The 25,355-nt window shown below is 69.0% G+C and carries 20 protein-coding genes; 11 read left to right on the plus strand and 9 right to left on the minus strand.

What is annotated here, in order from left to right; all coding sequences use genetic code 11:
- The first annotated feature begins 73 nt into the window (after positions 1 to 73).
- The 3 genes from AADJ02_RS03590 to AADJ02_RS03600 are packed head-to-tail and all read left to right on the plus strand — an operon-like array spanning position 74 to position 2,435.
- A complete protein-coding gene (locus AADJ02_RS03590) occupies positions 74 to 781 on the plus strand; it encodes a DUF484 family protein (RefSeq protein ID WP_341211616.1) in 708 nt (235 codons plus the stop codon).
- Positions 778 to 1,692 (plus strand): tyrosine recombinase XerC, encoded by a 915-nt coding sequence (locus AADJ02_RS03595; RefSeq protein ID WP_341211617.1) that lies wholly within the window; start codon positions 778 to 780, stop codon positions 1,690 to 1,692. The genes AADJ02_RS03590 and AADJ02_RS03595 overlap by 4 nt, the downstream gene beginning before the upstream one ends.
- Positions 1,693 to 1,739: 47 nt before the next feature.
- Positions 1,740 to 2,435 carry a phosphatidylcholine synthase gene (locus tag AADJ02_RS03600; RefSeq protein WP_341211618.1) on the plus strand — a complete coding sequence of 232 codons (696 nt, stop codon included), beginning with the start codon at positions 1,740 to 1,742 and terminating at the stop codon, positions 2,433 to 2,435.
- A 12-nt stretch (positions 2,436 to 2,447) separates the two neighbouring features.
- Here AADJ02_RS03600 and AADJ02_RS03605 read toward each other — a convergent pair whose 3' ends face one another.
- Positions 2,448 to 3,284: a DMT family transporter gene (locus tag AADJ02_RS03605; RefSeq protein WP_341211619.1), complete on the minus strand. Its 837-nt coding sequence runs from the start codon at positions 3,282 to 3,284 to the stop codon at positions 2,448 to 2,450.
- A 118-nt stretch (positions 3,285 to 3,402) separates the two neighbouring features.
- The gene (ileS, locus tag AADJ02_RS03610) at positions 3,403 to 6,318 is read right to left on the minus strand and encodes an isoleucine--tRNA ligase (RefSeq protein WP_341211620.1); all 2,916 of its coding nucleotides are present in this window, start codon (positions 6,316 to 6,318) and stop codon (positions 3,403 to 3,405) included.
- Between the two features lie 245 nt (positions 6,319 to 6,563).
- Between ileS and AADJ02_RS03615 the strand changes: the two genes are divergently transcribed.
- On the plus strand, positions 6,564 to 6,965 hold the full coding sequence (locus AADJ02_RS03615; protein ID WP_341211621.1) for a group III truncated hemoglobin: 402 nt from the start codon (positions 6,564 to 6,566) through the stop codon (positions 6,963 to 6,965).
- Here AADJ02_RS03615 and AADJ02_RS03620 read toward each other — a convergent pair.
- Both AADJ02_RS03620 and AADJ02_RS03625 read right to left on the minus strand, forming a co-directional pair.
- Positions 6,962 to 7,969 carry a TIGR01620 family protein gene (locus tag AADJ02_RS03620; RefSeq protein ID WP_341211622.1) on the minus strand — a complete coding sequence of 336 codons (1,008 nt, stop codon included), beginning with the start codon at positions 7,967 to 7,969 and terminating at the stop codon, positions 6,962 to 6,964. The genes AADJ02_RS03615 and AADJ02_RS03620 overlap by 4 nt on opposite strands.
- Positions 7,970 to 7,979: 10 nt before the next feature.
- Positions 7,980 to 9,398 (minus strand): YcjX family protein, encoded by a 1,419-nt coding sequence (locus AADJ02_RS03625; RefSeq protein ID WP_341211623.1) that lies wholly within the window; start codon positions 9,396 to 9,398, stop codon positions 7,980 to 7,982.
- Between the two features lie 158 nt (positions 9,399 to 9,556).
- Here AADJ02_RS03625 and truA point away from each other — a divergent pair, with 158 nt between their 5' ends.
- The 5 genes from truA to AADJ02_RS03650 all read left to right on the plus strand — a co-directional run bounded on the left by truA (position 9,557) and on the right by AADJ02_RS03650 (position 20,505).
- Positions 9,557 to 10,330 carry a tRNA pseudouridine(38-40) synthase TruA gene (gene truA, locus AADJ02_RS03630; protein WP_341211624.1) on the plus strand — a complete coding sequence of 258 codons (774 nt, stop codon included), beginning with the start codon at positions 9,557 to 9,559 and terminating at the stop codon, positions 10,328 to 10,330.
- A gap of 114 nt (positions 10,331 to 10,444) precedes the next feature.
- Positions 10,445 to 12,274 (plus strand): autotransporter assembly complex family protein, encoded by a 1,830-nt coding sequence (locus AADJ02_RS03635; protein ID WP_341211625.1) that lies wholly within the window; start codon positions 10,445 to 10,447, stop codon positions 12,272 to 12,274.
- Positions 12,271 to 17,841 carry a translocation/assembly module TamB domain-containing protein gene (locus AADJ02_RS03640; protein ID WP_341211626.1) on the plus strand — a complete coding sequence of 1,857 codons (5,571 nt, stop codon included), beginning with the start codon at positions 12,271 to 12,273 and terminating at the stop codon, positions 17,839 to 17,841. The genes AADJ02_RS03635 and AADJ02_RS03640 overlap by 4 nt, the downstream gene beginning before the upstream one ends.
- 86 nt (positions 17,842 to 17,927) lie before the next feature.
- On the plus strand, positions 17,928 to 19,304 hold the full coding sequence (locus AADJ02_RS03645; RefSeq protein ID WP_341211627.1) for a DUF1800 domain-containing protein: 1,377 nt from the start codon (positions 17,928 to 17,930) through the stop codon (positions 19,302 to 19,304).
- Between the two features lie 4 nt (positions 19,305 to 19,308).
- The gene (locus AADJ02_RS03650; protein ID WP_341211628.1) at positions 19,309 to 20,505 is read left to right on the plus strand and encodes a DUF1501 domain-containing protein; all 1,197 of its coding nucleotides are present in this window, start codon (positions 19,309 to 19,311) and stop codon (positions 20,503 to 20,505) included.
- Here the strand turns inward: AADJ02_RS03650 and AADJ02_RS03655 are convergent.
- The gene (locus AADJ02_RS03655) at positions 20,502 to 21,218 is read right to left on the minus strand and encodes a response regulator (protein WP_341211629.1); all 717 of its coding nucleotides are present in this window, start codon (positions 21,216 to 21,218) and stop codon (positions 20,502 to 20,504) included. The genes AADJ02_RS03650 and AADJ02_RS03655 overlap by 4 nt on opposite strands.
- A gap of 152 nt (positions 21,219 to 21,370) precedes the next feature.
- Between AADJ02_RS03655 and mce the strand changes: the two genes are divergently transcribed.
- On the plus strand, positions 21,371 to 21,775 hold the full coding sequence (gene mce / locus AADJ02_RS03660) for a methylmalonyl-CoA epimerase (protein WP_341211630.1): 405 nt from the start codon (positions 21,371 to 21,373) through the stop codon (positions 21,773 to 21,775).
- Positions 21,776 to 21,785: 10 nt separating this feature from the next.
- Entirely contained in the window at positions 21,786 to 22,082 is a 297-nt protein-coding gene (locus tag AADJ02_RS03665) for a DUF1467 family protein (RefSeq protein ID WP_341211631.1), read from the plus strand.
- Here AADJ02_RS03665 and AADJ02_RS03670 read toward each other — a convergent pair.
- The 4 genes from AADJ02_RS03670 to mgrA all read right to left on the minus strand — a co-directional run bounded on the left by AADJ02_RS03670 (position 22,069) and on the right by mgrA (position 25,266).
- Entirely contained in the window at positions 22,069 to 22,773 is a 705-nt protein-coding gene (locus AADJ02_RS03670) for an EI24 domain-containing protein (protein WP_341211632.1), read from the minus strand. The two genes, AADJ02_RS03665 and AADJ02_RS03670, sit on opposite strands and share 14 nt — an antisense overlap.
- The gene (locus AADJ02_RS03675; RefSeq protein ID WP_341211633.1) at positions 22,770 to 23,348 is read right to left on the minus strand and encodes a nitroreductase; all 579 of its coding nucleotides are present in this window, start codon (positions 23,346 to 23,348) and stop codon (positions 22,770 to 22,772) included. The genes AADJ02_RS03670 and AADJ02_RS03675 overlap by 4 nt, the downstream gene beginning before the upstream one ends.
- A 320-nt stretch (positions 23,349 to 23,668) precedes the next feature.
- On the minus strand, positions 23,669 to 24,124 hold the full coding sequence (locus tag AADJ02_RS03680; protein ID WP_341211634.1) for a prepilin peptidase: 456 nt from the start codon (positions 24,122 to 24,124) through the stop codon (positions 23,669 to 23,671).
- A gap of 107 nt (positions 24,125 to 24,231) precedes the next feature.
- Complete coding sequence (gene mgrA / locus AADJ02_RS03685; protein WP_341211635.1) at positions 24,232 to 25,266, minus strand: L-glyceraldehyde 3-phosphate reductase; 1,035 nt, start codon at positions 25,264 to 25,266, stop codon at positions 24,232 to 24,234.
- Positions 25,267 to 25,355 lie beyond the last annotated feature (89 nt).

Below are 25,355 nucleotides of genomic sequence, written 5' to 3' on the forward strand. Positions count from 1 at the left end.
TTGCCACATCGGGGCGCATCGTCGCGCCAGCACTGCTATGATCGGGCGGATGCGACAGCCCGGACCCACCCAGATGACAGACGACACACCGCCAGATGACGGGCTGCGCGACCGCATTCTCGCCGATCCCGCCTTGCTGCTCGACGACCCCGCGATCATGCGCGCCCTCGTCGAGGCCGATTCCGAATCCAAGGGTTCGAACGTCGTCGACCTGCGCGCCCTCGCGATGGAGCGGCTGCAGTCACGGCTCGACCGGCTTGAGGACACGCACCGCTCGGTGATCGCCGCGGCCTACGAGAACCTCGCCGGGACCAACCAGATCCACCGCGCCGTGCTGCGCATGATGGACGCGACCCGCTTCGAGACCTTTCTTCAGGACCTGTCGGGCGAGGTGGCCGACATGCTGCGCGTTGACGTGGTGCGCCTCGTGCTTGAGACCGCGAGCCCCGAGGACGACCCCGCCATCGCGCGCCTGTCGGACGTGCTGTCGGTGGCCGAGCCGGGCTTTGTCGCCGATTACGTGACCCAAGGGCGCAATGTGCCAGTGCGGCAGGTGTCGCTGCGCCCGGTCGAGCCGCAAGAAGCCGGGCCATATGGCGCCCGCGCGCCCGACATCCTGTCCGAGGCCTGCCTCAAGCTCGATTTCGGTCCGGGCCGCCTGCCCGGCATGCTGCTTCTCGGGGCCTCCGACGCGACCCGCTTCGCGCCCGCGCAGGCGACCGACCTCATGGGGTTCTTCGCGGGCGTGTTCGAGCGGCAGATGCGACGCTGGCTGTCGTGATCTCGCCCGCCCTCACCGACGCGATGGGTCGCTGGCTCGATCACGAGCGGGCGCTGAACGCTGCGGCACAGAACACGCTCACCGCCTATCAGGGTGACGTGCTGGGCTTTCTCGCCTTCATGCAGACCCACCACGCCGAGGCGCAGGGCTTGGGCGCCATCGCGCGGGTCACGGTGTCCGACATGCGGGCTTGGATGGCGCATGAACGCGCGCGCGGCCTCTCGGCGCGCAGCCTCGCCCGCGCGCTGTCGGCGGTAAAGTCCTTCTACCGCTGGCTGTCCGCGCGCGAGGGGTTCGAGCCCACGGCGGTGCTCTCGACCCGTGCGCCACGCATGAAACCGCGCCTGCCGCGCCCGCTCGACGAAGAGGCGGCGGCGCGGGTGCTCGAAGCGGTGGAGCTGCAATCGAGCGAGCCTTGGGTCGCGGCGCGCGACACCGCCGTCGTGACGCTGCTCTGGGGCTGCGGGCTGCGAATTTCGGAGGCGCTCTCGCTCACTGGCGCGCAGGTGCCGCTGCCCGAGACGCTGAGAATCACCGGCAAGGGCGGCAAGGAGCGGTTGGTGCCGGTGCTGCCCGCCGCGCGCCGCGCGGTGTCGGACTATGTGAAGCTCTGCCCGCACCCGATGGATCCGGGCCTGCCGCTGTTTCGCGGCGTGCGCGGCGGTGCCCTGAGCCCGCGTCCGATCCAGAAGGCGATGGAGATGGCGCGGATGCAACTCGGCCTGCCCTCGACCGCGACGCCGCACGCGCTGCGTCACAGCTTTGCCACGCATCTGCTGAGCGCGGGTGGCGATCTGCGCGCGATTCAGGAACTTCTGGGCCATGCGTCGCTTTCGACCACGCAGACCTACACGGCGGTCGATGCGGCGCGGCTCATGGAGATCTATGACCGCGCCCATCCGCGCGCCTGACACCAGACGCGTTGCACCGGCTCGCAGGATCGGCCAAGAGGGACGGCATGACTGACGCACGCAAGGCCCTCGGGGTCCATCTCTTTACCGCCACAGGCGCGGTCTTCGCCATGCTCGCCATGTTGGAGGCGGTGCAGGACGACTGGAGCATGATGTTCCTGTGGCTGGTCGTTGCCTTTGCCGTGGACGGCATCGACGGGCCGCTGGCGCGCAAATACGACGTGAAGCGCAACGCGCCGATCTTTGACGGCGTGCTGCTCGACCTGATCATCGACTATCTGACCTATGTTTTCGTGCCTGCCTTCGCGCTGTTCGAATCAGGCCTGCTGCCGGGCTGGACCGGCTGGATGGCGATCATCGTGATCACCTTCGCCTCCGCGCTCTATTTCGCCGACAGTCGCATGAAGACCAAGGACAACTCGTTTCAGGGCTTCCCGGGCTGCTGGAACATGCTGATCCTCGTGCTCTTCGCGCTTTCGCCCAATTTCTGGATCATCCTCGCGCTTGTCGTGATCCTCGCCGTGACCATGTTCCTGCCGGTGAAGTTCATCCACCCCGTGCGCACCAAGCGCTGGCGCGCCGTGTCGCTGCCAATGGCGCTGGCTTGGACCTTCTTCGCCGGTTGGGCGGCCTGGGTCGATTTCGATCCGGCGAGCTGGGCGCATTGGGGCCTTGTGGTGACCTCGGTCTATCTGATCGGCGCAGGGGCCGCGCAACAGGTGGTGCACGGCAAGAACGGCTGAGCACCGTCCCGCCTAGAGACGGGTCAGCACCACTCCGGTGACGATCAGCCCCGCCGAGATCGCCTTGCTCCGGTCCATGCGGTCGCCGAAGGCCGCCCAGCCGATCAGTACCGCGAAGAGGATCGAGGTTTCGCGCAGCGCGCTCACCAGCGCGATCGGGGCCAGTGTCATCGCCCAGACCGCGATGCCATAGGCCCCGTAGGAGGCAAGCGCGGCCACGGCCCCCTGCCCCCAGACCCGCGCCGACACGCGCAAGAGCCCCCGGCCTCGCATCGCGAATCCCACAGGCACGAACAGGACCGTCGAGGCCACGAAGAGCCAACCGACATAGGCCACCGGATCGCCCGAGACCCGCGCGCCCAGACCATCGACCAGCGTATAGCCGGCGGTCCCCGCCGCGGCCCCCAGCGCATAGGGGATGAGTCGTCGGCTCTCGCCGGAGCCCAGCGCGCCGCGCGCCATCCCGAGAATGCCGAGGCCCAGCACCAGCACGCCCACGACCGACATCGGCTCGATCGCGTCGGACAAGAACAGCCCGCTCGCCACCAGCACCGCCATCGGCGCCGCTCCGCGCGCGATCGGGTAGACGCGGCTCAGGTCGCCGTGGTCGTAGGCCATGGCGAGGAAGGTGTTGTAGGTCGCATGGCACAGCGCCGATCCGGCGATCCACGGCCAGACCTCGGCTTCGGGCCAAGGCCGCGTCAGCGCCACCACGAGGCCCAAGCCCCCCTGCACCAGCGTCAGAATCACCATACCCGCGAGCTTGGAGGCCCCGAGCTTGATCATCGCGTTCCAGCTGGCGTGCAGAAGGGCCGCGAGCATCACTGCGAGAAAAACCGGCAAGCTCATCGCGGGCGGCATCCGCGCATGAGTATTCGCGGAGCAAAGTCACAAGGCGCGCGCCCTGCAACTTTACTCATCAAATACTCGGATCCGACGCCGCGGCAGGCGCGGCGCCGGGGGAGCGTCACGCCAGAGCCGCGTCGCAGCGCGCGCAGACGCCCGGATGCTTGTGGGTGCCGACATCGGGCAGGATCTTCCAGCAGCGCTGGCACTTCTCGCCGTCGGCGCGCTCGAACACCACGCCCACGCCCTCGACCTCGGGCAGACGGAACGCTTCGGACGGGGCAGGATCACCGGTGAGATAGATCGCCGAAGTGATGCACAGATCCTCAAAGGTCACGCTCTTGAGCGCCTGCAGAGCCTCTTCGTCGTCGACATGCACCACCGGGGCCGCTTCGAGCGAGGCGCCGATCACCTTGTCGCGCCGGGCCACTTCGAGAGCGGCGGTGACCACGCGCCGCACCCGACGGATCGCGGTCCATTTGGCCGCGAGATCCTCGTTGCGCCATTCCTGCGGCGTCTGCGGAATGTCGGTCAGGTGCACCGACGCATCGTCGCCCGGGTTCCGTTCCAGCCAGACCTCTTCCATCGTGAAGACGAGGATCGGCGCGAGCCATGTCGTCAGCCGGTGGAACAGCAGGTCGAGAACGGTGCGCGAAGCACGGCGGCGCGCGGTGTCGCCGTCGCAGTAGAGCGCGTCCTTGCGGATGTCGAAGTAGAAGGCCGAGAGCTCCACCGTCGCGAAGGTGAAGACCGACTGGAACACGCCCTGGAAATCATAGGCGTCGTAACCCTCGCGCACGGTCTGATCGAGTTCGGCCAGACGGTGCAGCACCCAGCGCTCCAGCTCGGGCATTTCCGATGCCTCGACCCGGTCCGCTTCGGTGAAGTCCGCCAGCGACCCCAAGAGGAACCGCATGGTGTTGCGCAGGCGGCGGTAGCCGTCGGCCGTGCCCTTGAGGATCTCCTGCCCGATGCGCAGATCGGCGGTGTAATCCGACTGCGCCACCCAAAGCCGCAGGATGTCGGCGCCGTATTGCTTTGTCACGTCGGCGGGGCTGACGGTGTTGCCCAGAGACTTGGACATCTTCATGCCCTTCTCGTCGAGGGTGAAGCCATGCGTCAGCACGCCTCGGTAGGGCGCGCGCCCGCGCGTGCCGCAGGCCTGCAGCATCGAGGAGTGGAACCAGCCGCGGTGCTGGTCGGTGCCTTCGAGATAGAGGTCGGCCAGACCGTCTTCGGAGCCGTCCTCGCGATCGCGCAGCACGAAGGCGTGAGTCGAGCCGCTATCGAACCATACGTCGAGGATGTCGAAGACCTGCACGTAGTCGTCGGGGTTCACGGCCTTGCCCAGGAACCGCTCCTTGGCCCCGTCCATGTACCACGCGTCCGCGCCCTCGGCCTCGAAGGCCTCCAGGATACGCGCGTTGACCGCATCGTCGCGCAGCAGGAAATCGGCGTCGGTGGGCTTGGCCCCCTTCTTCACGAAGCAGGTCAGCGGCACGCCCCAGGCGCGCTGACGCGACAACACCCAGTCGGGGCGCTGTTCGATCATCGCATAGAGCCGGTTGCGCCCGGTCTTGGGCGTCCACGTCACCAGTTCGTCGATCGAAGTGAGCGCGCGCTCGCGGATCGTCTTGCCGTACTGATCCTTGCCATCGCCCACGGGGCGGTCGATCGCGGCGAACCACTGCGGCGTGTTGCGGAAGATCAGCGGCGCCTTGGAGCGCCAGCTGTGCGGGTAGGAGTGCTTGATCTTGCCACGCGCAAAGAGCTTGCCCGACTGTGCCAGCGCGTCGATGACGGCGGCGTTGGCGTCGCCCTCCTTGCCATTGGGCTTGAGGATCATCTTGCCACCGAACAGCGGCAGATCGGCGCGGAAGGAGCCATCCTCCTCGACGTTGTAGGTGATGACCTCGGCCAGCATGCCCGCATCGCGATAAAGCTCGAACTCATCCATGCCGTGGCTCGGCGCGCAATGCACGAAGCCGGTGCCGTCCTCGTCGGTGACGAAGGGCGCGGGCCGGAAGTCGCGGGGTTGGTCCCACTCGCCCTCGCCGCCCTCGATGCCCGCGAAGGGATGCGCGACCGACAGGCCGCTCAGCGACGGCGCATCGCCGATCCGCTCCCAGCCGTCGACTCGCGCCTTGCCGAGGCAACCCTCGGCCAGCTTGTCCGCGAGCAGCAGCTTGTCGCCGGTCTTGACCCAGTTGTCCTCGGGCGCGCCGGTGATCCGGTAGACGCCGTAGGAGATGTCGGGGTGATAAACCACGCCCTTGTTGGACGGGATGGTCCAAGGCGTGGTGGTCCAGATCACCACGTCCGTGCCCTCGAGCAGCGGATCGTCGGACCCCTGCACCGGGAAGCGCACCCAGATCGTGAAGCTTTCCTTGTCGTGGTATTCGACCTCGGCCTCGGCCAGCGCCGTCTTTTCGACCGGCGACCACATCACGGGCTTGGAGCCCTGATAGAGCACGCCCGTGTCGAGGAACTTCAGGAATTCCTCGGCGATCACCCGCTCGGCGTGGAAGTTCATGGTGAGATAGGGATCGGCCCAGTTGCCGGTGATCCCGAGGCGCTTGAACTCTTCGCGCTGCACGTCGACCCAGCCTTCGGCGAACTTGCGGCATTCCTGCCGGAAGTCGATCACCGGGACCTCGTCCTTGTCGCGGCCCTTGTTGCGGTACTGCTCCTCGATCTTCCACTCGATCGGCAGGCCGTGACAGTCCCAGCCGGGGATGTAGCGCGCGTCGCGGCCCATCATCTGCTGGGAGCGGACCACCATGTCCTTGAGGATCTTATTGAGCGCGTGACCGATATGCAGGTTGCCGTTGGCATAGGGGGGGCCATCGTGCAGCGTGAAGGGCTTTCGCCCCTCGGCGCGCTCGCGCAGGCGGTCATAGACCCCGATCTGTGCCCAGCGATCGAGCCATTCGGGCTCGCGCTTGGGCAGGCCCGCGCGCATCGGAAACTCCGTACGCGGCAGGTTCAGGGTGTCTTTGTAGTCGGGGGCTTGGGTCTCGGGCGTATCGGCGCACATCGCTGTTCGGTCCTGTCGAAGTCCGGTCGTGTCGGAATGTCTGGTGAGGGGGCGGCGCGGCGTCGGCTCATGCGCCTTGTCCCGGCGGCCCTGATCCTCAGAGCGCCGGGCCGGTAATTCGCATGAGCGGGACACGAAAAGCCAACATGGGGCCGCTTATAGGCGCAGGCCCGGGGCGGGTAAAGCGCGGCCCGGTTTTCCCAGCGCGGCATTCGGGCGTATGAGGGGATCAGAGGAGCCGCGCCATGCCAGAGCCACGCATCACCGTCACACCCGAAGAGATCGCCCGCGTCGTGGCGCGGTTCTACGAACGGGTGCGCGCCCATCCCGGTCTCGGCCCGGTCTTTGCCCGCCACGTCACCGACTGGCCCGCGCATGAGGCGCGCATCGTGTCGTTCTGGGAAAGCGCGATCCTCGGCAAGCCGGGCTATCGCGGCAGCCCGGTCAAGCTGCACCGCGACGCGCGCGACGTGCGGCCCGGCATGTTCGCACCGTGGCTGGCGTTGTTCGACATGACACTGCGCGAGGAGCTGCCACCCGAAACCGCCGCCGCGTGGTCGGAGCTGGCCCACCGCATCGGCCGCACCCTGCGCGCCGGGGTGACCGAGCGCGAGACGCTGCCCGGCGGAATCCCAAAGCTGATCTAGCCGCGCCCGCCGAACAGCCCCGCCAGCGCCCGCGCCACCAGACCCGAGACCGAGGGGCGCTCCACCGCGCGGAACGGCAGCGGGCGGCAGACCTCGATCGCGGCGACCCCGACCCGTGCCGTCAGCGCGCCGTTGACCACGCCCTCGCCAAAGCGGCGCGACACGCGCGACAGCACGCCGCCGCCCGCAACCGATCCCACCAGATCGTCGCCCACTGCCACCGCCCCCGTCGCCACGAGATGCGTCAGCACCGAGCGGGTCAGGCGCCACGCGCCCAAGGTGCCCGACCGTCCGCCATAGATCTCGGCCACGCGCCGGATCATCCGCAGGTTCGAGGTCAGCGCCGCCGTCACATCCGCGAGCGCCAGCGGCACCACCGCCGTCACCGTCGCCACTTGCCGGGCCGCCATCTCGACCTCGCGCGCGGCCATGGCATCGAGCGGCGCCAGCAACTCGCGCTCGACCAGAGCCAGCACGCCGTCGGCGTCGAACACCTCGCCCTCGCGCGCCTTGACCTTGGCCAGACCCGGCGCCAACTCGTCGCGGCCCGCATAAAGCGAGAGCATCTGCGCCGAGACCGATGTGGCGAGGCCCAGATCCTGCGCGCCCAGCGCCGCCGCCGCATCCCTCTGAATGTGATCGAGCCGCGCCAGACGGCGAAAGGCCCAGGCCTCCTTGGCCGCGATCGCCAGAAGCAGCGCCAGCACCAGCGCCACCAACACGGTCGCGATCATCCCGAGCACCGGGCTCGCCGCCAGAAGACCCGTCACCCAGTTCCACGCCGCCACAGACAGCATGAAGCTTACCAGCGTGCCCAGCGCCGCGAAGAACCAGCGCGCCAGCTTTGATCGCGGCCTTGCCGCCATGACGGCGACGCGCTGCATCGCGGCCCCCTGCGGCAGGCCCGGCTCGGGCACCGGGGGGGCGGTGGCGGGCGTCATCTCCGGCGTCGCGTCCTCTTCGAGGTCGATCACCACCGGGCCGCGCCGTTTCTCGTCGTTCATGCCTGCCTCCTCACAGCCGGTCGCCCAAGAGGAACTCCGCCGCCCGGTCGAGCCGGATGTGGGGCGGCCCCTCGCCAGGCTTCAGCACCATCCGCGCGGGCGCGAAGTTCATGATCGAATAATCCCCATCGAGCCATTTCTCGGCCCCCGCCCGCGCCGGTGCCAGCAGATGCGACGGGTCTTCGGGAAGCGCGCCCGCGTGCAGCGCCGCCTGCCGACCCGTCTCCAGAAGCTTGCCGCGCACCACGTCGATCATCTCGCCGCCATGGCTCACCCGGTCCTCGACCGTGGTGCGCAGCGCCGCGATCGCCATGCCTTGGGTCTTGGCCCCGGCAAAATCGGCGCGGTCGCGCGCATCGCGCAACAGGGCCTCGGTGATCGCGGCCAGCTTGGCGTGCTCGGTGTGGTGCAAATGGTCCGCCTTGGTCGCGGCAAAGAGAATCCGGTCGATGCGACGTCCTTGAAGGATACGGCTCAGAAACGCGTTCCGGCCGGGGCGAAAGGCGCGCAGGATATCGGCCATCGCAGCCCGCAGATCCTCGACCGCCTGCGGCCCGGCATGGATCGCCGAGAGCACGTCGACCAGCACCACCTGCCGGTCGATCCGCGAAAAGTGATCGCGAAAGAACGGCTTCACCACCTCGCGCTTGTAGGCTTCAAAGCGCCGCTCCACCTCGCGCCTCAGGCTCCCCTTCGACCCCGGCTCGCCCGGCAGCGGTGCGAAGGTCAGCACCGGTGAGCCCTCGAGATCGCCCGGCAGCAGGAACCGCCCCGGCGTGCAGTCGGAATATCCCGCCTCGCGCGCCGCGTTGAGGTAATCGGTGAAGGTCCGCGCCAGCGCCTTGGCGCGCGGCTCGTCGTAGGGCGCGCCCGGCTCCACCGCCCCCACCGCTTCGACGAAGGCCGCCGCCTGCGGCATCGCCACCGCGCGCCGCTCGGCCCGCGCCAGCGCCTCGCGTGCCCAGGTGGCATAGTCCTTTTCCAGAAGCCCGAGGTCGAGCAGCCATTCGCCGGGGTAATCCACGATGTCGAGATGCACGGTGCGCGGGCCTTGCACGCCGGCGAGCAGCCCGCCCTGCTGCACCCGCAGCGACAGGCGCAGCTCGCTCACCCGGCGCGTGCCCTCGGGCCATTCCGGCTCGGGCGCCAGCAGATGCGCCAGATGCCCCTCGTAGTCGAACCGCGCCACCGTGTCGTCGGGCTGTGGCTTGAGCACCGCGCCAAGGATGCGCGGGGCGGAGGCGAGTTGCGGCATCCGCCCCCGGTCCATCAGATTCGCCACCAGCGAGGTGATGAACACCGTCTTTCCCGCGCGCGACAGCCCCGTGACGCCCAACCGGATCACCGGGTCCGAAAACGGCGTCACCAGACGGTCCGCCATCCCCTCGACGCCGCGCGTCAAGCTGTCCGTGATCGCCCCGATGACCAATGTGCCGCTCCCTGCCCGTCTCCGCCCGGCAAGATAGGCACGCGCAGCCGGAATGCACAGGGGCGCGCCCGAGGCCCGCGCCGGAATTGCGCATTCGCGACACCGCGTTGCCGTCACACGCGCTTGCCAAGCCGCGCGCCCGAAGCTACCCGACCGCCATGCCCCGCTATGCTCTCAAGATCGAATACCACGGCGCGCCGTTCTCCGGCTGGCAGCGCCAGTCCGAACATCCGTCGGTACAGGGTGCCATCGAAGCGGCGCTCGGGCGGCTGGAGAAGCGCGAGCACACCATCGCCGCCGCCGGTCGCACCGATGCGGGGGTGCATGGGCTGGGACAGGTCGCGCATTGCGACATGACCAAGGATTGGGAGCCGTTCCGCCTTTCGGAGGCGCTGAACTTCCATCTCAAGCCCGAGCCGGTCGCGATCACCGCCTGCGCCTTGGTATCGGAGAACTTCCACGCGCGGTTTTCGGCCACGTGGCGGCAATACCTGTTTCGCCTCGTGATGCGCCGCGCGCCGCTGACGCATGACAAGGGCCTCGCTTGGCAGGTGCCTCACGCGCTCGATTTGGGCGCGATGCAGCGAGGGGCCGACCGGCTCGTCGGACGGCACGACTTCACCACCTTCCGCTCCTCGATCTGTCAGGCGAAATCGCCGCTGCGCACGCTGGATCGGCTCGACGTGGAGCAGATCGAAGGCCCCTCCGGCCCCGAGATCCGGTTTCACGTGAAAGCCCGCGCCTTCCTGCACAACCAGGTCCGCAGCTTCGTCGGCACGCTGGAACGCGTCGGTGCCGGGGCCTGGACGCCCGACGATGTGACCGCGGCGCTCAAAGCCCGGGATCGCGCCGCCTGTGGGCCGGTCTGTCCGCCGCACGGGCTCTATCTTGCCGGTGTGGGATATACGCCCGATCCCTTCGATCACAATTGATCATGGGGCGGGAACAGGCTGTTGCCTCCCTGTCTCGATAGGATAGCAATAGGGCCAAGGCCCGGCCCAGACCGCGCCATGAATAAAGAGCGGTTCGCTGGGAGGACATCGAAGTTGCGCCATATTGCCGTGCTGACCGGCCTGTCGGTCCTTGCCCTGTCGACCTCTGCCGCCTTCGGTCAGGACGTCCGTTTCGAGATCGACGTCGCCGACGACAACCTCGAAAGCGTGCTGGAGAACTCCTCCCTGCTCGTGGCACTCAAGGATGACGAAGCCCCGACGCCGCAAGACTATGTGGCCGCCGCTCGCGCCGATTATCGCCGCCTGCTGACCGGGCTCTACTCCGAAGGCTACTACGGCGGCACCATCTCGATCCTCGTCAACGGGCGCGAGGCCGCGACCTTGGCACCGCTCGACGCGCCCGCGCGCATCGACGACATCGCGATCCGGGTGAGCCAAGGCCCGCGCTTTACCTTCGGCCGCGCCGAGATCGCGCCGCTCGCTCCCGACACCGAACTGCCCGAGGGCTTTGCCACAGGCGAGACCGCGCGCGCCGAATCGGTGCGCGGCGCCGCACGCGCGGGCGTCGAGGCCTGGCGGGACGTGGGCTTTGCCAAGGCCGAGGTCGCGGGTCAGGAGATCGTGGCCGATCACGCCACCGAGCGTCTCGACGCCTCGGTCACCCTGGCCCCCGGCCCGAGGCTGCGGTTCGGCGCGCTCACCGTCACCGGCAACGAGAAGGTGCGCGAGGAACGCATCCGCGCCATCGCCGACCTGCCGGTGGGGCGCATCTACGACCCCGAGGACCTCGACTTTGCCGCCACCCGTCTGCGCCGCACCGGCGCCTTCGACGCCGTGGCCTTCATCGAGAGCGAAGAGATCGGCCCCGACGACACCCTGCCCTTCGAGCTGACGGTCACCGAATCCAAGCCCCGCCGCATCGGATTTGGGGCTGAGGTCTCGACCGTGGAGGGGCTTGGCCTCTCGGCCTTCTGGATGCATCGTAACCTGCTCGGCGGGGCCGAACGGCTGCGCGTCGAGGGCGAGATCTCGGGCATCGAGGGCGAGGTGCCCGGCGTCACCGGCTCGGGCGGGGCCGACTACCGGCTCGGCACCAGCTTCAACCGCCCCGCTACCTTCCGCGCCGATACCGATCTCTTTGCCGAGGCCGAGCTGAAGCACGAGAACGAGATCGACTACGTGCTCGACCAGTTCAGCGCCGAGGTGGGCCTGTCGCGCTATGTCAACGAAACCCTGAGCCATTCCGCCGCCATCGGCATTCTGACCGCGCGCGAAGAGACCGACGCGCGGGTGCGCGACTACACGCTGCTGACGCTGCCGCTCGATGCTACGCTCGATCGCCGCGACGTCTCGCTCGATGCCAAGAACGGCTATTTCATCGACGCCGAGGTGACGCCCTTTCTCGGCGTGACCGGCTCCGACGACGGGCTGCGGCTTTACGTCGACAGCCGCGCCTATCGCAGCTTTGGCGAGACCGAGCGCCTGACGCTGGCGCTGCGGGGCCAGATCGGCTCGGTGCTGGGTTCGAGCCTCGCCGAGACGCCCGCCGATTTCCTGTTCTACTCGGGCGGCGGCGGCACGGTGCGCGGGCATGACTACCAATCGCTCGGCGTGACCTACACGCGCGATTTCGGCGACGGGCCGATCGAGGTCCGCTCCGGCGGCAAGAGCTTTGCCGGCGCCCAGCTCGAGGCGCGCGTCGGCGTCACCGAAAAGATCGGCGCCGTGGGTTTTTACGACATCGGCTATGTCGAGGCCGACGGCATCCCCGACGGCTCCGGCGATTATCAGGCCGGCGCCGGCGCGGGCCTGCGCTACACCACCCCGATCGGCCCGGTCCGGCTCGATGTCGCTACCCCCGTCACCGGCTCCGGCGCCTATGAAAGCGTCCAGATCTACATCGGAATAGGACAGTCGTTTTGAAGCAGCTCTCCCGCGCCGCCGCCATCTCCATCGCCACCATCGCGCCCACCATGCTGCCTGCCCAAGAGCAGGCCGAGCGGGACCGGGGCTTTCTCACCGGGCTGATCGAGGACAACCTCTCGGGCGCGGGCCGCGAGGTCATCATCACCGGGTTCCAAGGCGCGCTCAGCTCCACCGCGAGCATCGACGTCATGACCATCGCCGACGAAGAGGGTGTCTGGCTCAGGGCCGAGAACCTCGTGCTCGACTGGAACCGCTCGGCGCTCTTGCGCGGCAGGCTGGAGGTCGAGGAGCTTTCGGCCGAGTTGATCGAGCTCACCCGCCCGCCGATGGCCGACCCCGAGGCCCCCGCCGCCGAGGCCAGCCCCTTCTCGCTGCCCGAGCTTCCCGTCTCGATCCGTCTCGACGAGCTGGCCATCGACCGGCTGGTGCTTGGCGAGGCCTTCCTCGACGAGGAGGTCGCGCTGACGCTGCAGGGCTCGGCGCGGTTGGCCGAGGGCGAGGGCGAGGCGCAGCTTCTGGCCGAGCGGCTGGGCGATCGTACCGGCCGGTTCGAAATTTCGGGAAGCTATGCCAACGACAGCCGCCTGCTCGACCTGACCCTCGCGTTGGATGAAGCCGAGAACGGCCTCATCGCGCGCATTCTCGGCCTGCCCGGCCGCCCCTCGGTCGCGCTGAACGTCGAGGGCACCGGCCCGATCGACAACTTCGACGCCGCCATCACGCTCGACACCAACAACCAGCGCCGCATCGCAGGCAGCTTCGCGCTCGACCGCGAAGAGGCCCCCGAAGGCGGCACCGCGCCGCTTGCCTTCTCGCTCGATATCGATGGCGACGTGACGCCGCTCATCGCGCCCGATTACAGCGACTTCTTCGGCCCCGACGTCTCGCTCGCGGTCACCGGATCGCGCGACGCCGACGGCGCGCTGGCGCTCACCGCGCTCGACATCGACGCCCGCGCGCTCAGCCTCGAAGGCTCGGCCCGCATCGGCGCCGACGGCTGGCCCGAGCGATTCGACCTCTCGGGCGAGATCGCCAATGCCGACGGCAGCGCCGTCACCCTGCCCGTTCCGGGCGGCGAGACACTCCTGCAACGCGCCAACCTCGCGCTGCAGTTCGACGCCAGCACCGGCGATCAATGGGTGATCGACCTCACCGCGCAGGAGTTCGCCCGCCCCGGCCTGACCATCCCGCAGTTCACCGTGCAGGGCGGTGGCGTCATCGTCGAGAAGACCGACGCCGCGCCGAGCCTGTTCACCGCCGACGTGAACTACACCGCGCGCGGGCTGCAGTTCGACGACGAGAACCTCGCCGAGGCGCTGGGCGAGCAGATCGCGGGCGAAATCGTGCTGGAGCGCGACGGCACCGGCCCGGTCACCATCGACCGCATCACCCTCGACGGCCCCGGCATCGCGCTCGATGCCAAGGGTACGGTCGCGGGGTCGGAGAACGGCTTCGAGACCACCTCGACCCTGCAACTGGCCGCCGACCGGCTCGAGCGGTTCTCGGGCCTCACCGGGCTCGACATCGCGGGGGCCGCCGATCTCGACATCGAAAGCACCATCCGTCCGCTCGACGGCATCTTCGATCTGACCCTGTCGGGCACGACGCAGGATCTGGCGCTCGGGATCGAGCCGCTCGATCCCTACATCGCCGGTAGCGGCGATATCGCTCTTGCCGCGGCGCGCGATGAGACCGGCACCCGCGTCGAGAACCTGCGCATCGCCACGCCCGAGATGACCGCGACGGCGCAGGCCGACATCACCTCGGGCGCAAGCTCGGCCACCTTCGACGTCGAGGTCACCAACGCGGGCCTCGCGCTCGACGGCGTCACCGGCCCCGCCAGCCTCAAGGGCACCGCCATGCGCGACGCGGCGGGTGTGACCACCGCCGATGTCGTGGCCACCCTGCCCAACGGTCGCGCCGAGATCGACGCCAGGCAGGCCTCCGAAGAGGACGGCGGGCAGGTCACGCTCGACGTGACGGCCGATCTGCGCGACGTGGCCCCCTTCTCGACCATCGCGGGGCGCGACCTTTCGGGTGCCGCCGCCTTCAAGGCCAATGGCACGCTCGCCGCAGATGCCTCGACCTTCGACATGCTCATCGATGCCGACACCATCGACCTCGTCACCGGCGTGCCGCAGGCCGATCCTTTGCTGCGCGGTCAGGTGGCGCTGTCGGGCCGCGCCGTGCGCTCCGGCCCCGAAAGCTTCCGCGTCGAAAACCTCGATCTGACCTCGCAGACCCTCGCCGCCACAGGCCAGGCCGAACTCAATGGCGATCGCGCGCTGTTCGACATCACCGCCCGCGCCACCGATCTCGCCCCGGTGGGCGAGGCGGTCGACATGCCGCTCTCGGGCGCGGTCGAGCTTGCGGCCTCGGGCACGATGAAGACCGACCTGACAGAGGCCGACATCACGCTCGACGCCACCGCCACCGATGTCACCACCGGCATCGCACAGGTCGACCCGCTGCTCGCGGGCCGGGTCGAGATCGCGGGCCACGCGGTGCGCAGCGGCGAGACAGCCTTTTCGGTAGAGGATCTGGTGCTCTCGGCTCCTTGGGTGCGCGCATCAGGCGACGCCTCGCTCGACGGAACCACCGCCACCTTCGACATCGAGGCCGACGCTTCGGACCTCTCGCCGCTGGGCGCGGCGCTTGATCGCCCGATCTCGGGCGCGGCACAGCTCTACGCCTCGGGCACCGCCGAGACCGACGGCTCCGGCGCCGACGTGACGCTCGATGCCGTGACCACGGACCTCGTCACCGGCATCGCGCAGGCCGACCCCCTGCTCGAGGGCCGCGTCACACTGTCGGGTCACGCCACCCGCACCGGACCGCAGAGCTTCTCGGTCGAAGACCTCAAGCTCGACGGGCCCGCCGTCGCCGCCACCGGCCGAGCCGAGGTGATCGACGGGCAGGCGAGCTTCGATCTCGACCTCGACGCGCGCGATCTCGCCGCCGTGGGCGAGGCGGTCGACCGGCCGCTCGCGGGCGAAGCGCGGCTGTCGGCCAATGGCACGGCGGCGCTCGACGCCTCGAACTTTGACGTCACCCTCGACGGGCGCGCCACGAACCTTGCCACCGGCACGGCCGAGGCCGACGCGCTGTTCGGCGGCGAACTCACGCTTTCGGGCCATGCGGTGCGCACCGGACCTCAGGATCTGCTGGTCGAGAACCTGGAGATCGCCTCCGAAGGGTTCAACGTCGCGGGCTCGGCCACCATCGCCGATGGTTCGGGCGATTTTGACCTCGACATCGACATCGACGACCTCGCGCCCATCGGCACGCTGGCGGGCCGCCCGTTGTCGGGCGCGGTGGACCTCACCGCGAATGGCACGGCAAGCGCCGATCTGTCGCGGTTCGACGTCACGCTCGACGGCACTGCATCGGACGTGACCACCGGCATCGCACAGCTCGACCCGCTGCTCGCGGGCGAGACCGTGCTCGATGCCCGGGCGATCCGTACCGGGCCGCAGGACTTCGCCCTGCCCCGCTTCACGCTGGTGAACCCGCAGATCCGCGCCATGGGCGAGGCCACCGTGACGAACGGCCTGCCCACCGGGGATTTCGACATCGAACTGGCGCAGATCGCGCCCTTCGCGCCGGGCCTCTCCGGCCCCGCCACCGTCTCGGCGCGGGCCTCTGGCGACGCCTCGGGCGGCATCGACTTCGAAGTGACGGGCCGCGCGCAGGGCACGAACCTTGCCGCCACGGGGCGCGTCGCGCCCGAAGCGCAGGGCCGTGAGATCACCGCGCGCGTCTCGGCCGACGTGGCCTCGCTCGCCCCCTTCTCGCAGCTTGCGGGCCGACCCTTGGGCGGTAGCGTCGACCTCGACGCCGCGGGCACGGTGATGCCCGACCTGTCGCGCTTCGACGTGACGGTCGACGGTCAGGTGGCCAACCTCGACATCGGCGTCGAAGCCGCCTCGCGCCTGCTCGCGGGCACCGGCTCGATCGACGCTCGGCTCAGCCGCAGCGCGCCGGGTGAAATCACGGTGCGCGATCTCGATGTGCGCTTCCCGGCCTTCGCGGTGCAGGCCGACGCCACCGGATCAGGCGCCAACCAGAGCGCCACCTTCGAGGCGCGGCTCAACGACATCGGCCTGTTCACCCCGGATTTCACGGGCCCCGTCACGGCGTCCGGCACCGCCGCGCGCAATGCCTCGGGCGATCTCGATCTCGACGTGACGGCCACCGGCCCCGGCGGCACCACCGCCGATGTCTCGGGCCGCTACCTGCAAAACGGCACGCTCGATCTCGACGTGACCGGTCAGGCGCAGCTTGGTCTCGTCAACGACCTGATCGAACCGCGCCGCCTCGACGGCACCGCGCGCTTCGATCTGTCGGTCAATGGCCCGCCTGCACTCTCCTCGGTGCGGGGCACGATCTCGACCGCCGACGCCGAATTGGCGGTGCCAACGGTAGGCCTCACCGTGCAGGACATCGACACCACGGTGCAGCTGTCGGGCGACCGCGCCGATGTCGCGCTGTCGGCGGCGCTCGAAAATGGCGGGCGTATAGGCGTTACCGGGCCGGTCGCGCTCACCGGGGGCTATGACGCAAACCTCGTCATCACCCTCGACGGGCTCGATCTGCGCGACCCCGAGCTTTACGAGACCACCGCCGATGGTCGCCTGACGGTCACCGGCCCGCTCACGGGCGGGGCCCGGATCGCGGGTCTCGTGCAGCTCGGGCCGACCGAGATCCAGGTGCCGTCGTCCGGCATCGGCGCCTTGGGCAGTCTGCCGGAGGTGCGGCATGTCAACGCCCCCGAAGCGGTGCGCCAGACGCTGAATCGCGCCGGGCTGACCATTGCCGGCATCGACATCGGCGAGGCGACCGAGGCGGCGGATGGCCCGACGGGCCCCGGCTACGGGCTCGCCGTGACGATCCGCGCGCCCTCGCGCATCTTCATCCGCGGGCGCGGCCTCGACGCCGAACTGGGCGGTGAGTTGGAGATCGGCGGCAGCACCAACCAAGTGATCCCGATCGGTCAGTTCGAGCTGATCCGGGGCCGTCTCGACATCCTGCAACAGCGGTTCGAGCTCGACGAGGGCGGCGCCTATCTGCAGGGCGACTTCAGCCCCTTCATCCGCCTCGTGGCCACCACCGAGACGGCGACCGGCACCCAGGTGCGGATCATCGTCGAGGGTCCGGCCAGTGAGCCCGAGGTGCGCTTCGAATCGACCCCGGATCTGCCGCAGGACGAGGTGCTGTCGCAGCTCATCTTCGGGCGCGACCTGTCGTCGATCACACCGCTTCAGGCGGTGCAGCTCGCCGCAGCGGTGGGCACGCTGGCGGGCACCGGCGGCGGTGGGCTGATCGATGATTTCCGCGCCGATACCGGGCTCGATGATCTCGACATCACCACCGACGAGACCGGCAACCCTGCCGTGCGCGCGGGAAAATACCTCTCCGAGAACGTCTATACCGACGTCACCGTGGGCACCGACCAGACCTCGATCAACCTCAACCTCGACGTCACCGACGACATCAAGGCACAGGGCAGCGTGACCAGCGATGGCGAGACCAGCTTGGGGATTTTCTTCGAGCGCGACTACTGAGGCGGTTTCCCGCCGCGGTGTCGCGGCGGGGCTCACGGCACAACCTGCGATGCCTTATATGAGCAAGGCAGCCAGGAGGATCCGTCTTGCCCTTCGACCCCACGCGCGCCGCCATAAGGTTCGGAACGGGCTTGTCGCCGCTGCTGCCGCCGCCGGGCAGCATCGAGGCGATGCTGCGCCCGCTTGGCGGGTTGGACGAGATCGGTCGGCAGCTGCCCATCACCCCCTACAGCGAAGCGCGCCCGACCCTCGCCGAATGGCAGGACACCGCCGCGCGTTGGCGCAAGGCGCGAGGCACCCCGCAGGAGATAGCGACCCGCGACGCCTATGACGTCATGCGCATCACCGCGCGTGAGGTGGCGCTGCGCAACTTCTCCACCACCCTCGCCCGCGGCGTCGCGGCCCCCGAAGGCGGTCTGCGCGAACGGCTGGTCCGGTTCTGGGCCGATCACTTCACCGTCGTCGGACAGGGCCAGCGCGATCAGCATCTCGTCACCCCCTTTGTCGAGGAAGCGATCCGGCCCCATGTCGCCGCGCGTTTCGAAGACATGCTCATCGCCGTCATCACCCATCCGGTGATGCTCTCCTATCTCGACCAGAGCCGCTCGATCGGCCCCAACAGCCGCGCCGGCCGGCGCGGCGGCGGGCTCAACGAGAACCTCGCGCGCGAGCTTCTGGAGCTGCACACCGTCGGCGTCGACGGCCCTTATGACCAGACCGACGTGCGCGAATTGGCCGAGCTGCTCACCGGGCTGGGCTGGACCATCGAGCGCGGCATGGAGTACCGCCCCGAGCGCGCCGAGCCGGGGGCCGAGACGGTGCTCGGCACCACTTTTTCCGACCGCGCCAGCTTTGACACGATCCGCGAGGCACTGCGCATGCTGGCGCGTCATCCTGCCACGGCGCGCCACATTGCGCGCAAGCTCGCCGTCCACTTCGTGGCCGACGATCCCGACCCCGCCCTCGTGGCGACGCTCGAGACCGCGTGGCGCGACAGCGGCGGTGATCTCTTCGCCGTCACCGCGACGATGCTCGAACATCCGCAGGCCTGGGACCCCGAGCCGCGCAAGGTCAAGCCGCCGTTCGATTTCCTCCAGTCGGCGCTGCGCGCGCTGGCCGTGCCGCCCGCGACGATCCTGCACCCCGACAAGCCCGGGACACGGGGGCTGTTTCGACGGCCCCTCACCGCGATGGGTCAGAATTGGGAGCGCCCGCTAGGCCCCGACGGTTGGCCCGAACAGGCCGAGGCTTGGATCACCCCGCCCAACATGGCAGCGCGGGTCGACTGGGCGATGATGGCGCCCGAACGCCTGCTGGACGAACTGCCGGACCCGCGAGCCTTTGCCCGCGCCGCGATCGGCCCGACACTGCCCGACGCGGTGGCCTTTGCCGCGCGCGCCGCCGAAAGCCGTGGCGAAGCGATCGGCGTGGTGCTGATTAGCCCCGCCTTCCAGAGGAGATGAGCGCATGACCCGGATCGACAGGCGCGCCCTGCTGCGCGGTGGGCTGGTGCTGGGTTGCTCGGCGGCGGCGAGCCCGCTGTTGACCCCCATGGCCTTCGCCAGCGCCCCTTGGGAAAATCGGCTGGTGGTGATCGTGCTGCGCGGCGCGATGGACGGGCTCGACGTGTTGCGACCGGTGGGCGATCCGGCGTTGGCAGCGCTGCGCCCGACGCTGGCGGGCAAGGCCACGCCCGGCGCGATCAATGCGGGGTTCTTTGCCGTTCATCCCGGCCTCGACCGGCTGGCACCGATGTGGGCCAGGGGCGAGTTCGGCGCGGTGCATGCAGTCTCCACCCCTTATCGGGACAAGCGTAGCCATTTCGACGGACAGGACATGCTCGAGGCCGGCACCCCCGGTGAGGCGGGCGGCGAAGGCTGGCTCAACCGCATGCTGCAGACGGTGCCGGGCCTTTCGGCCGAAACGGCCTATGCGATTGGTCGCGAGGAGATGCTGATTCTGTCGGGCCGGGCCGCGGCGTCGCGATGGGCCCCCGAGGCGCGGCTGCGTCTCACGCCGCAGGGACGGCGGCTGCTTGAGCTCGTCAATCACGAGGACCCGCTGTTTCGCGACGCCACGGCGCAGGCGATGGACATCGTTGATGAGCTCGCCGCCGAAGAGGACGCGGAGAACGGCGGGATGGCCGGTACCGGCGACGGCACGCTTCGGGGCGATCACGTCCGCCTTGCCGAGTTCGCGGCCTCGCGTCTGCGCGGCGACAGCCGTATCGCCAGCTTTTCGATCAACGGCTGGGACACGCACGAGCGTCAGTCGGCGGGTCTCGGACGGGCGCTTGAGCGGTTGAGCGACACCCTGCTGACGCTGGAGGCCGGGCTTGGTGCGGCGTGGGAAAAGACGGCGGTGCTCTGCGTGACCGAGTTTGGCCGCACGGCGGCGGAGAACGGCACCCGTGGCACCGATCACGGCACCGGTGGCGCGATGCTCTACGCGGGGGGCGCGCTGCGCGGCGGCCGTGTGCTGGGCGATTGGCCGGGCCTGTCCGAGGCCGATCTCTACGACCGACGCGATCTCATGCCGACACGCGACCTGCGCGCCCATGCGGGGTGGGTGATGCGCGGGCTGTTCGGGCTCGATCGCGCGATGATCGAAGAGGCGGTGTTTCCCGGGTTGGAGCTTGGGGCCGATCCGGGCCTGCTGGGCTAGAGCGACGCAGGTTCGGCCAGCCGTCCCTCGACCAGCGTGGCCAACCGATCGAGCGCCGGCCCCGCGCCGCCCTCTCCGCGCGCTGCCATCAGCGCCTCCGCAGCTGCGAGCAGATCCGCATCCCCGGCGCTCTGCGCGACCCCGCCGAGAAACTGCGCAACATAGGCGATTTCGCGATCTGCGGGCCAGTCGCTGCGCAACAGTTGCACGGCGAGCGACAGGTCGTCGCGAAACGCCAGCCGGTCCGGTGCCACGACCTCTTCGGGAAGCAAACGCGGCCCGTCGGGCTGCCGCTCGGCGGGCACATGTGCGAGAAGCGCCGCCTGAAACTCGCCCAGCCGGGCGATCGGCTTGGCGATGAAGCCGTCGGCCCCGGCCTCCATCGCGGGCCTCTCCCCGTCGGGATCCCCCGACGTGGCGAGCAATATGTCGATGCGCGGGTTTGCCTGCGCCAGCTCGACGATGAGTTCGATCCCCGAGCCGTCCGGCAGGCCCAGATCCGCGATCACCACGTCGGGGCGATAGACCCGCAGATGGCGGCGCGCGTTGTGCAAGCTGTCGGCACGGCGGATCCGTGCGCCCGAACGCAGGCACAAGAGCCGCATCGCCTCGCAGGCAAAGCGGCTGTCCTCGACCAGCAACACGGTCAGCCCCAGCAAGGGACGGTCCACGGTGGGCGCGCGGGCGCCGGGAAACGCGACATTGATGGGCATCAAAGCCTCCTGCCAGATCGGTGGGACCAAGGCGGCCCCGAGCCCCATATTGGCCCGCGCTGGTGAATCCCGTCTTAAGCCGCGACGATCCGCGCGGTTGCGCCACGCGGCCCGAGCAGCCATATCGCCGCCATGCCCTATGGAGTTCTCCGATGATCGGCCGCCTCAACCACGTCGCAATCGCCGTGCCCGACCTCGCCCGTGCCTCCGAACGCTATGCCGGGCCGCTGGGCGCGCGGATCAGCGCGCCGCAGGATTTGCCCGAACATGGCGTCCGCGTCATCTTCGTGGAGTTGCCCAACACCAAGATCGAGCTTCTGGAACCCTTGGGCGAGGCCTCGCCCATCGCGGCTTTTCTCGCCAAATCCCCTTCGGGAGGCATGCACCATGTCTGCTACGAGGTGGAGGACATCCACGCAGCCCGCGACCATCTTGTGGCGAGCGGCGCGCGCGTCCTGGGCGACGGCACGCCGAAGACCGGCGCGCATGGCAAGCCGGTGTTGTTCCTGCACCCCAAGGATTTCGACGGTTGCCTGATCGAGATCGAACAGGTCTGAGGAGACACCCATGACCATCACCGCCGCCTTCGTGCTCTTTGCCGTGACATGGTTCATGGTGTTCTTCGTGGTGCTGCCGCTGCGCCTCGTCACCCAAGGCGACGCGGGCGAGACGGTGCCCGGCACCCATGCCTCGGCCCCCGCCGACTTTCGGCTGGGCCGCAAGGTTCGGCTCACCTCCTACTGGGCAATCCCGATCTGGCTCGGCCTCACTGCCTTCATCCTGTGGGGCGGCGTGACCGTGCGCGACATCGACGTGTTCGACCGCATGGCCCCCGCCAGCGGTCCGCTCGTCAGCGACGAGTAGGCGTCCGCTTAGCCAGTCGGTGATAGAGGTGCGTGAAGGTGGCAGCCCCGAGCACCGGCACCAGCAGGTTCACGACCGGCACCGTCAGCGGCGCCGCCATCATGCAACCTGCGCCCCAGATCCTGAGCGGGTGGCGCTTACGCATCATCCGCGCCCCGGCCCGCCCCTCGCGGCGCATCGCAGCCACTTGGAAATACTCGCGCCCGAGCAGCCAGCCGTTGACCCCGTAGAACAGGAACGGCGCGGCGGGTGGAAAGGCGAGACTCGCGGCAAAGGCCGCCACGTTGACCAGCACCAGTACCGCGAGGAACGCGAAGGTGTCGCGGACCTGATCGGCGATGGGAATGGTGCGCGCGGGCGGCAGGCCGGGATAGTGTTTCGCCTCGACGGCGCTTGCGACCTCTTCGAGGAAGAACCCGCTCATCATCGAGGCGACGGGCAGCATCAAGAACACCGACAGCCCCAGCATCAGCAGCAGCGAGCCCCAGCCCAGCGCGTCGTCGATCCAGGCCACTTCACCGATGAGCGGCAGCGTCACGCTGTCGGGGGCAAAGACCCCTACCAGCGCCAGCAGCCCCGCGTAGAGCGCCACCAGAAGCGCTGCCGACAGCCCGATGCCGAGCCAGAGCACCCGGCGGAATCGCGGGTCGAACATCTGCGCCAGCGCGCGGGTGAAATCCGTCAGGATCATGCCTCGCGCCATTCCGTCAGCGCATTGACGTCAGGGCGCGGGCGCTCCGGTGCTGCCACGGTCTCGGTGCCGATGTGGATCAGGCCCGCAACGCTTTCGCCGTCCCGCAGCGCCAGCCCTTCGCGGCAGAAGGTCTCGTCATGGCTGGCCCAGCCCGAGAGCCAGTTGGCGCCCCAGCCCGCCGCCAGCGCGGCGTTCAGCAGCGACAGGCAAACGCAACCGGCGGAATAGACCTGCTCGATCCGGGGCACCTTGTCGCTGTCCTTGGGCGCAGAGATCACCGCGACCGCGAGATCGGCGTCGCGAAACTGCGCCACCGCCTTCTCGCGCTTGCTCTCCTCGATGCCCAGCACCTCGGCGCGGGCGGGCACCAACGCAGCCAGACGCGCCAGCGCGGGCTTTTTCAGCACGATGAGCCGCCACGGCTCAAGCTTGCCATGATCTGGCACCCGCAGGGCAGCGGTGAGCAGCGGGCGCAGCTCTTCGCGGGTCGGCGCGGGCGCGGTCAGGGTCTTGGCGGGGCGGGAGCGGCGCGTCAGCAGGAAGTCGAGCGCCTCTGGCTTGGGATCGGGCATGTCGTCTCCGGGGTGGCTTGGTCGCGCCCTTCCTGCCGCAGATCGCGGGCGGGGAAAAGGTGGCCCTGCCCCCGGCCCCGTGTCCGCCCCAATGTCCGTCAAGTGCATAAAGCCCCCCTGCACCGGTCCGATCTCGTGCGCCTTCACCGGCCCCTGGCACTGTGATCGCTCCGGTGGGGTACCCGGCGCGTCATGCGATGCGGTCTCAAAGGCCAGCGTTGTCGTAGGGGTGGAGTGACGGCGGCGATCGAGAAAGACCGCACCGTTCGAGCTTGTCCTTGTGACGACACCCAGTCGCGCGACAAGGCGTTCCGGTCAGGTCAGATCCCGAGCGGCAGGATCATCGCCGCGGCGGCAATCGATACCCCGAGCGGGTAGCGCCCCCGTACGCGCAGGCTCACCCACGCCGAATCGGGGCCGCCCACCGTACGGCGCACCCCGGCGAGCAGCAGCGCCCCGGCCAGCATCGTCATCGCGAGCAGCATCCCGAAGGCGGGCAGATCATGTGGCGGCACCAGCGGCACCAGCACGGCGAGCATCTTCACATCGCCGCCGCCCATCATGCCGAGCGCGAACAGCGCGATCCCCACCGCGAAGACCGCAGCCCCCGCGATCAGGCGCGGCGCGAGATCGGGCATCAGCCCCGCGAAGGCGCAGCCGATCCCGAGGGCAGCCACGGCACCGACGAGCTTGTTGGGAATCCGCATGTGACGCAGATCGGTCCAGAGCATCACCGCCATCAGAGGCGCGGCAAGGATCAGCGGCAGGTCATCCATGGCAAGGGGGTCCCGGTTCGGTTGCACTTGGCCCCCAACCTGCCCCGCCCAAGTGCCGCGAACGGGGCATGGTCGGGGCGCGATCATGGCATCGCGCCCCTTTTGTCTCAGTCGTCGAGTTCGGCCGAACGGGCCCAGAGGTTTATCTGCTCTTCGTCGGCATACTGGTCGATGAGCTTCAGCTCCTCGGCGGTGAAGTCGAGATTGTTCACGGCACCGACGCAGTCGATCACCTGGCTCGGCTTCGATGCGCCGATCAGCGCCGTGGTGATGCCGCCTTCGCGCAGAACCCAAGCGATGGCCATCTGCGCCAGCGTCTGGCCGCGCCCTTCGGCAATCTCGTTGAGCTTGCGGATGTTCTCGATCGCCCGTTCGGTGAGCATCGACGGGAACAGCGACTTGTCCTGGGCGGCGCGGCTGTCCTCGGGGATGCCGCCGAGATACTTCTTGGTCAGCATGCCTTGGGCCAGCGGCGTGAAGGCGATGGAGCCGATGCCGAGGTCCTTCAGCGTGTCCTTCAACCCGTCGGTTTCGACCCAACGGTTGAGCATGTTGTAGCTCGGCTGGTGGATCACGCAGGGCGTGCCGAGATCCTTGAGGATTGCCGCCGCCGCGCGGGTGCGCTCGGAGTTGTAGGACGAGATGCCGACATAGAGCGCCCGGCCCGACCGCACGATGTGATCGAGCGCGCCCATGGTTTCCTCAAGCGGCGTTTCGGGATCGAAACGGTGGCTGTAGAAGATGTCGACATAGTCGAGACCCATCCGTTCGAGAGACTGGTCGCAGGAGGCAATCAGCGACTTGCGGCTTCCCATTTCACCGTAAGGGCCATCCCACATCCGGTAGCCCGCCTTGGACGAGATGATCAGCTCGTCGCGGTAGCCCGCAAAATCGGTGCGCAGGATCTCACCAAAGGCGGTCTCGGCGCTGCCTGGCTCGGGGCCGTAGTTGTTGGCGAGGTCGAAATGCGTGATGCCGTGGTCGAAGGCGGTCTGGCAGATGTCGCGCTTGGTCTGATGCGGGGTGTCGTCACCGAAGTTGTGCCACAGCCCGAGGCTTACGGCGGGCAACTTGAGGCCGGAACGGCCGCAACGGCGGTAGGCCATCCGCTCGTAGCGGTCGGCAGCGGGGGTATAGCTCATGTCGATGGTCTCCCTTGGCCAAGGGCGCGTCCGACCGGCCCCGGCATCGGCGCAGAGCCTAGGCCGGGGCTCGCGCCGATGTCAAACCG

It is taken from the genome of uncultured Limimaricola sp., from assembly GCF_964022235.1.
GTDB lineage: Bacteria > Pseudomonadota > Alphaproteobacteria > Rhodobacterales > Rhodobacteraceae > Limimaricola.

Bases quoted from the DNA above. Each gene is read 5' to 3' on its own strand.
- AADJ02_RS03675 (WP_341211633.1), bottom strand. From the start codon at position 23,348: ATGCCCGATCCCAAGCCAGAGGCGCTCGACTTCCTGCTGACGCGCCGC.
- AADJ02_RS03615 (WP_341211621.1), top strand. From the start codon at position 6,564: ATGCCAGAGCCACGCATCACCGTCACACCCGAAGAGATCGCCCGCGTC.
- AADJ02_RS03680 (WP_341211634.1), bottom strand. From the start codon at position 24,124: ATGGATGACCTGCCGCTGATCCTTGCCGCGCCTCTGATGGCGGTGATG.
- AADJ02_RS03665 (WP_341211631.1), top strand. From the start codon at position 21,786: ATGACCATCACCGCCGCCTTCGTGCTCTTTGCCGTGACATGGTTCATG.
- truA (WP_341211624.1), top strand. From the start codon at position 9,557: ATGCCCCGCTATGCTCTCAAGATCGAATACCACGGCGCGCCGTTCTCC.
- AADJ02_RS03590 (WP_341211616.1), top strand. From the start codon at position 74: ATGACAGACGACACACCGCCAGATGACGGGCTGCGCGACCGCATTCTC.
- AADJ02_RS03670 (WP_341211632.1), bottom strand. From the start codon at position 22,773: ATGATCCTGACGGATTTCACCCGCGCGCTGGCGCAGATGTTCGACCCG.
- AADJ02_RS03655 (WP_341211629.1), bottom strand. From the start codon at position 21,218: ATGCCCATCAATGTCGCGTTTCCCGGCGCCCGCGCGCCCACCGTGGAC.
- AADJ02_RS03600 (WP_341211618.1), top strand. From the start codon at position 1,740: ATGACTGACGCACGCAAGGCCCTCGGGGTCCATCTCTTTACCGCCACA.
- AADJ02_RS03650 (WP_341211628.1), top strand. From the start codon at position 19,309: ATGACCCGGATCGACAGGCGCGCCCTGCTGCGCGGTGGGCTGGTGCTG.
- mce (WP_341211630.1), top strand. From the start codon at position 21,371: ATGATCGGCCGCCTCAACCACGTCGCAATCGCCGTGCCCGACCTCGCC.
- AADJ02_RS03620 (WP_341211622.1), bottom strand. From the start codon at position 7,969: ATGAACGACGAGAAACGGCGCGGCCCGGTGGTGATCGACCTCGAAGAG.
- AADJ02_RS03605 (WP_341211619.1), bottom strand. From the start codon at position 3,284: ATGAGCTTGCCGGTTTTTCTCGCAGTGATGCTCGCGGCCCTTCTGCAC.
- mgrA (WP_341211635.1), bottom strand. From the start codon at position 25,266: ATGAGCTATACCCCCGCTGCCGACCGCTACGAGCGGATGGCCTACCGC.
- ileS (WP_341211620.1), bottom strand. From the start codon at position 6,318: ATGTGCGCCGATACGCCCGAGACCCAAGCCCCCGACTACAAAGACACC.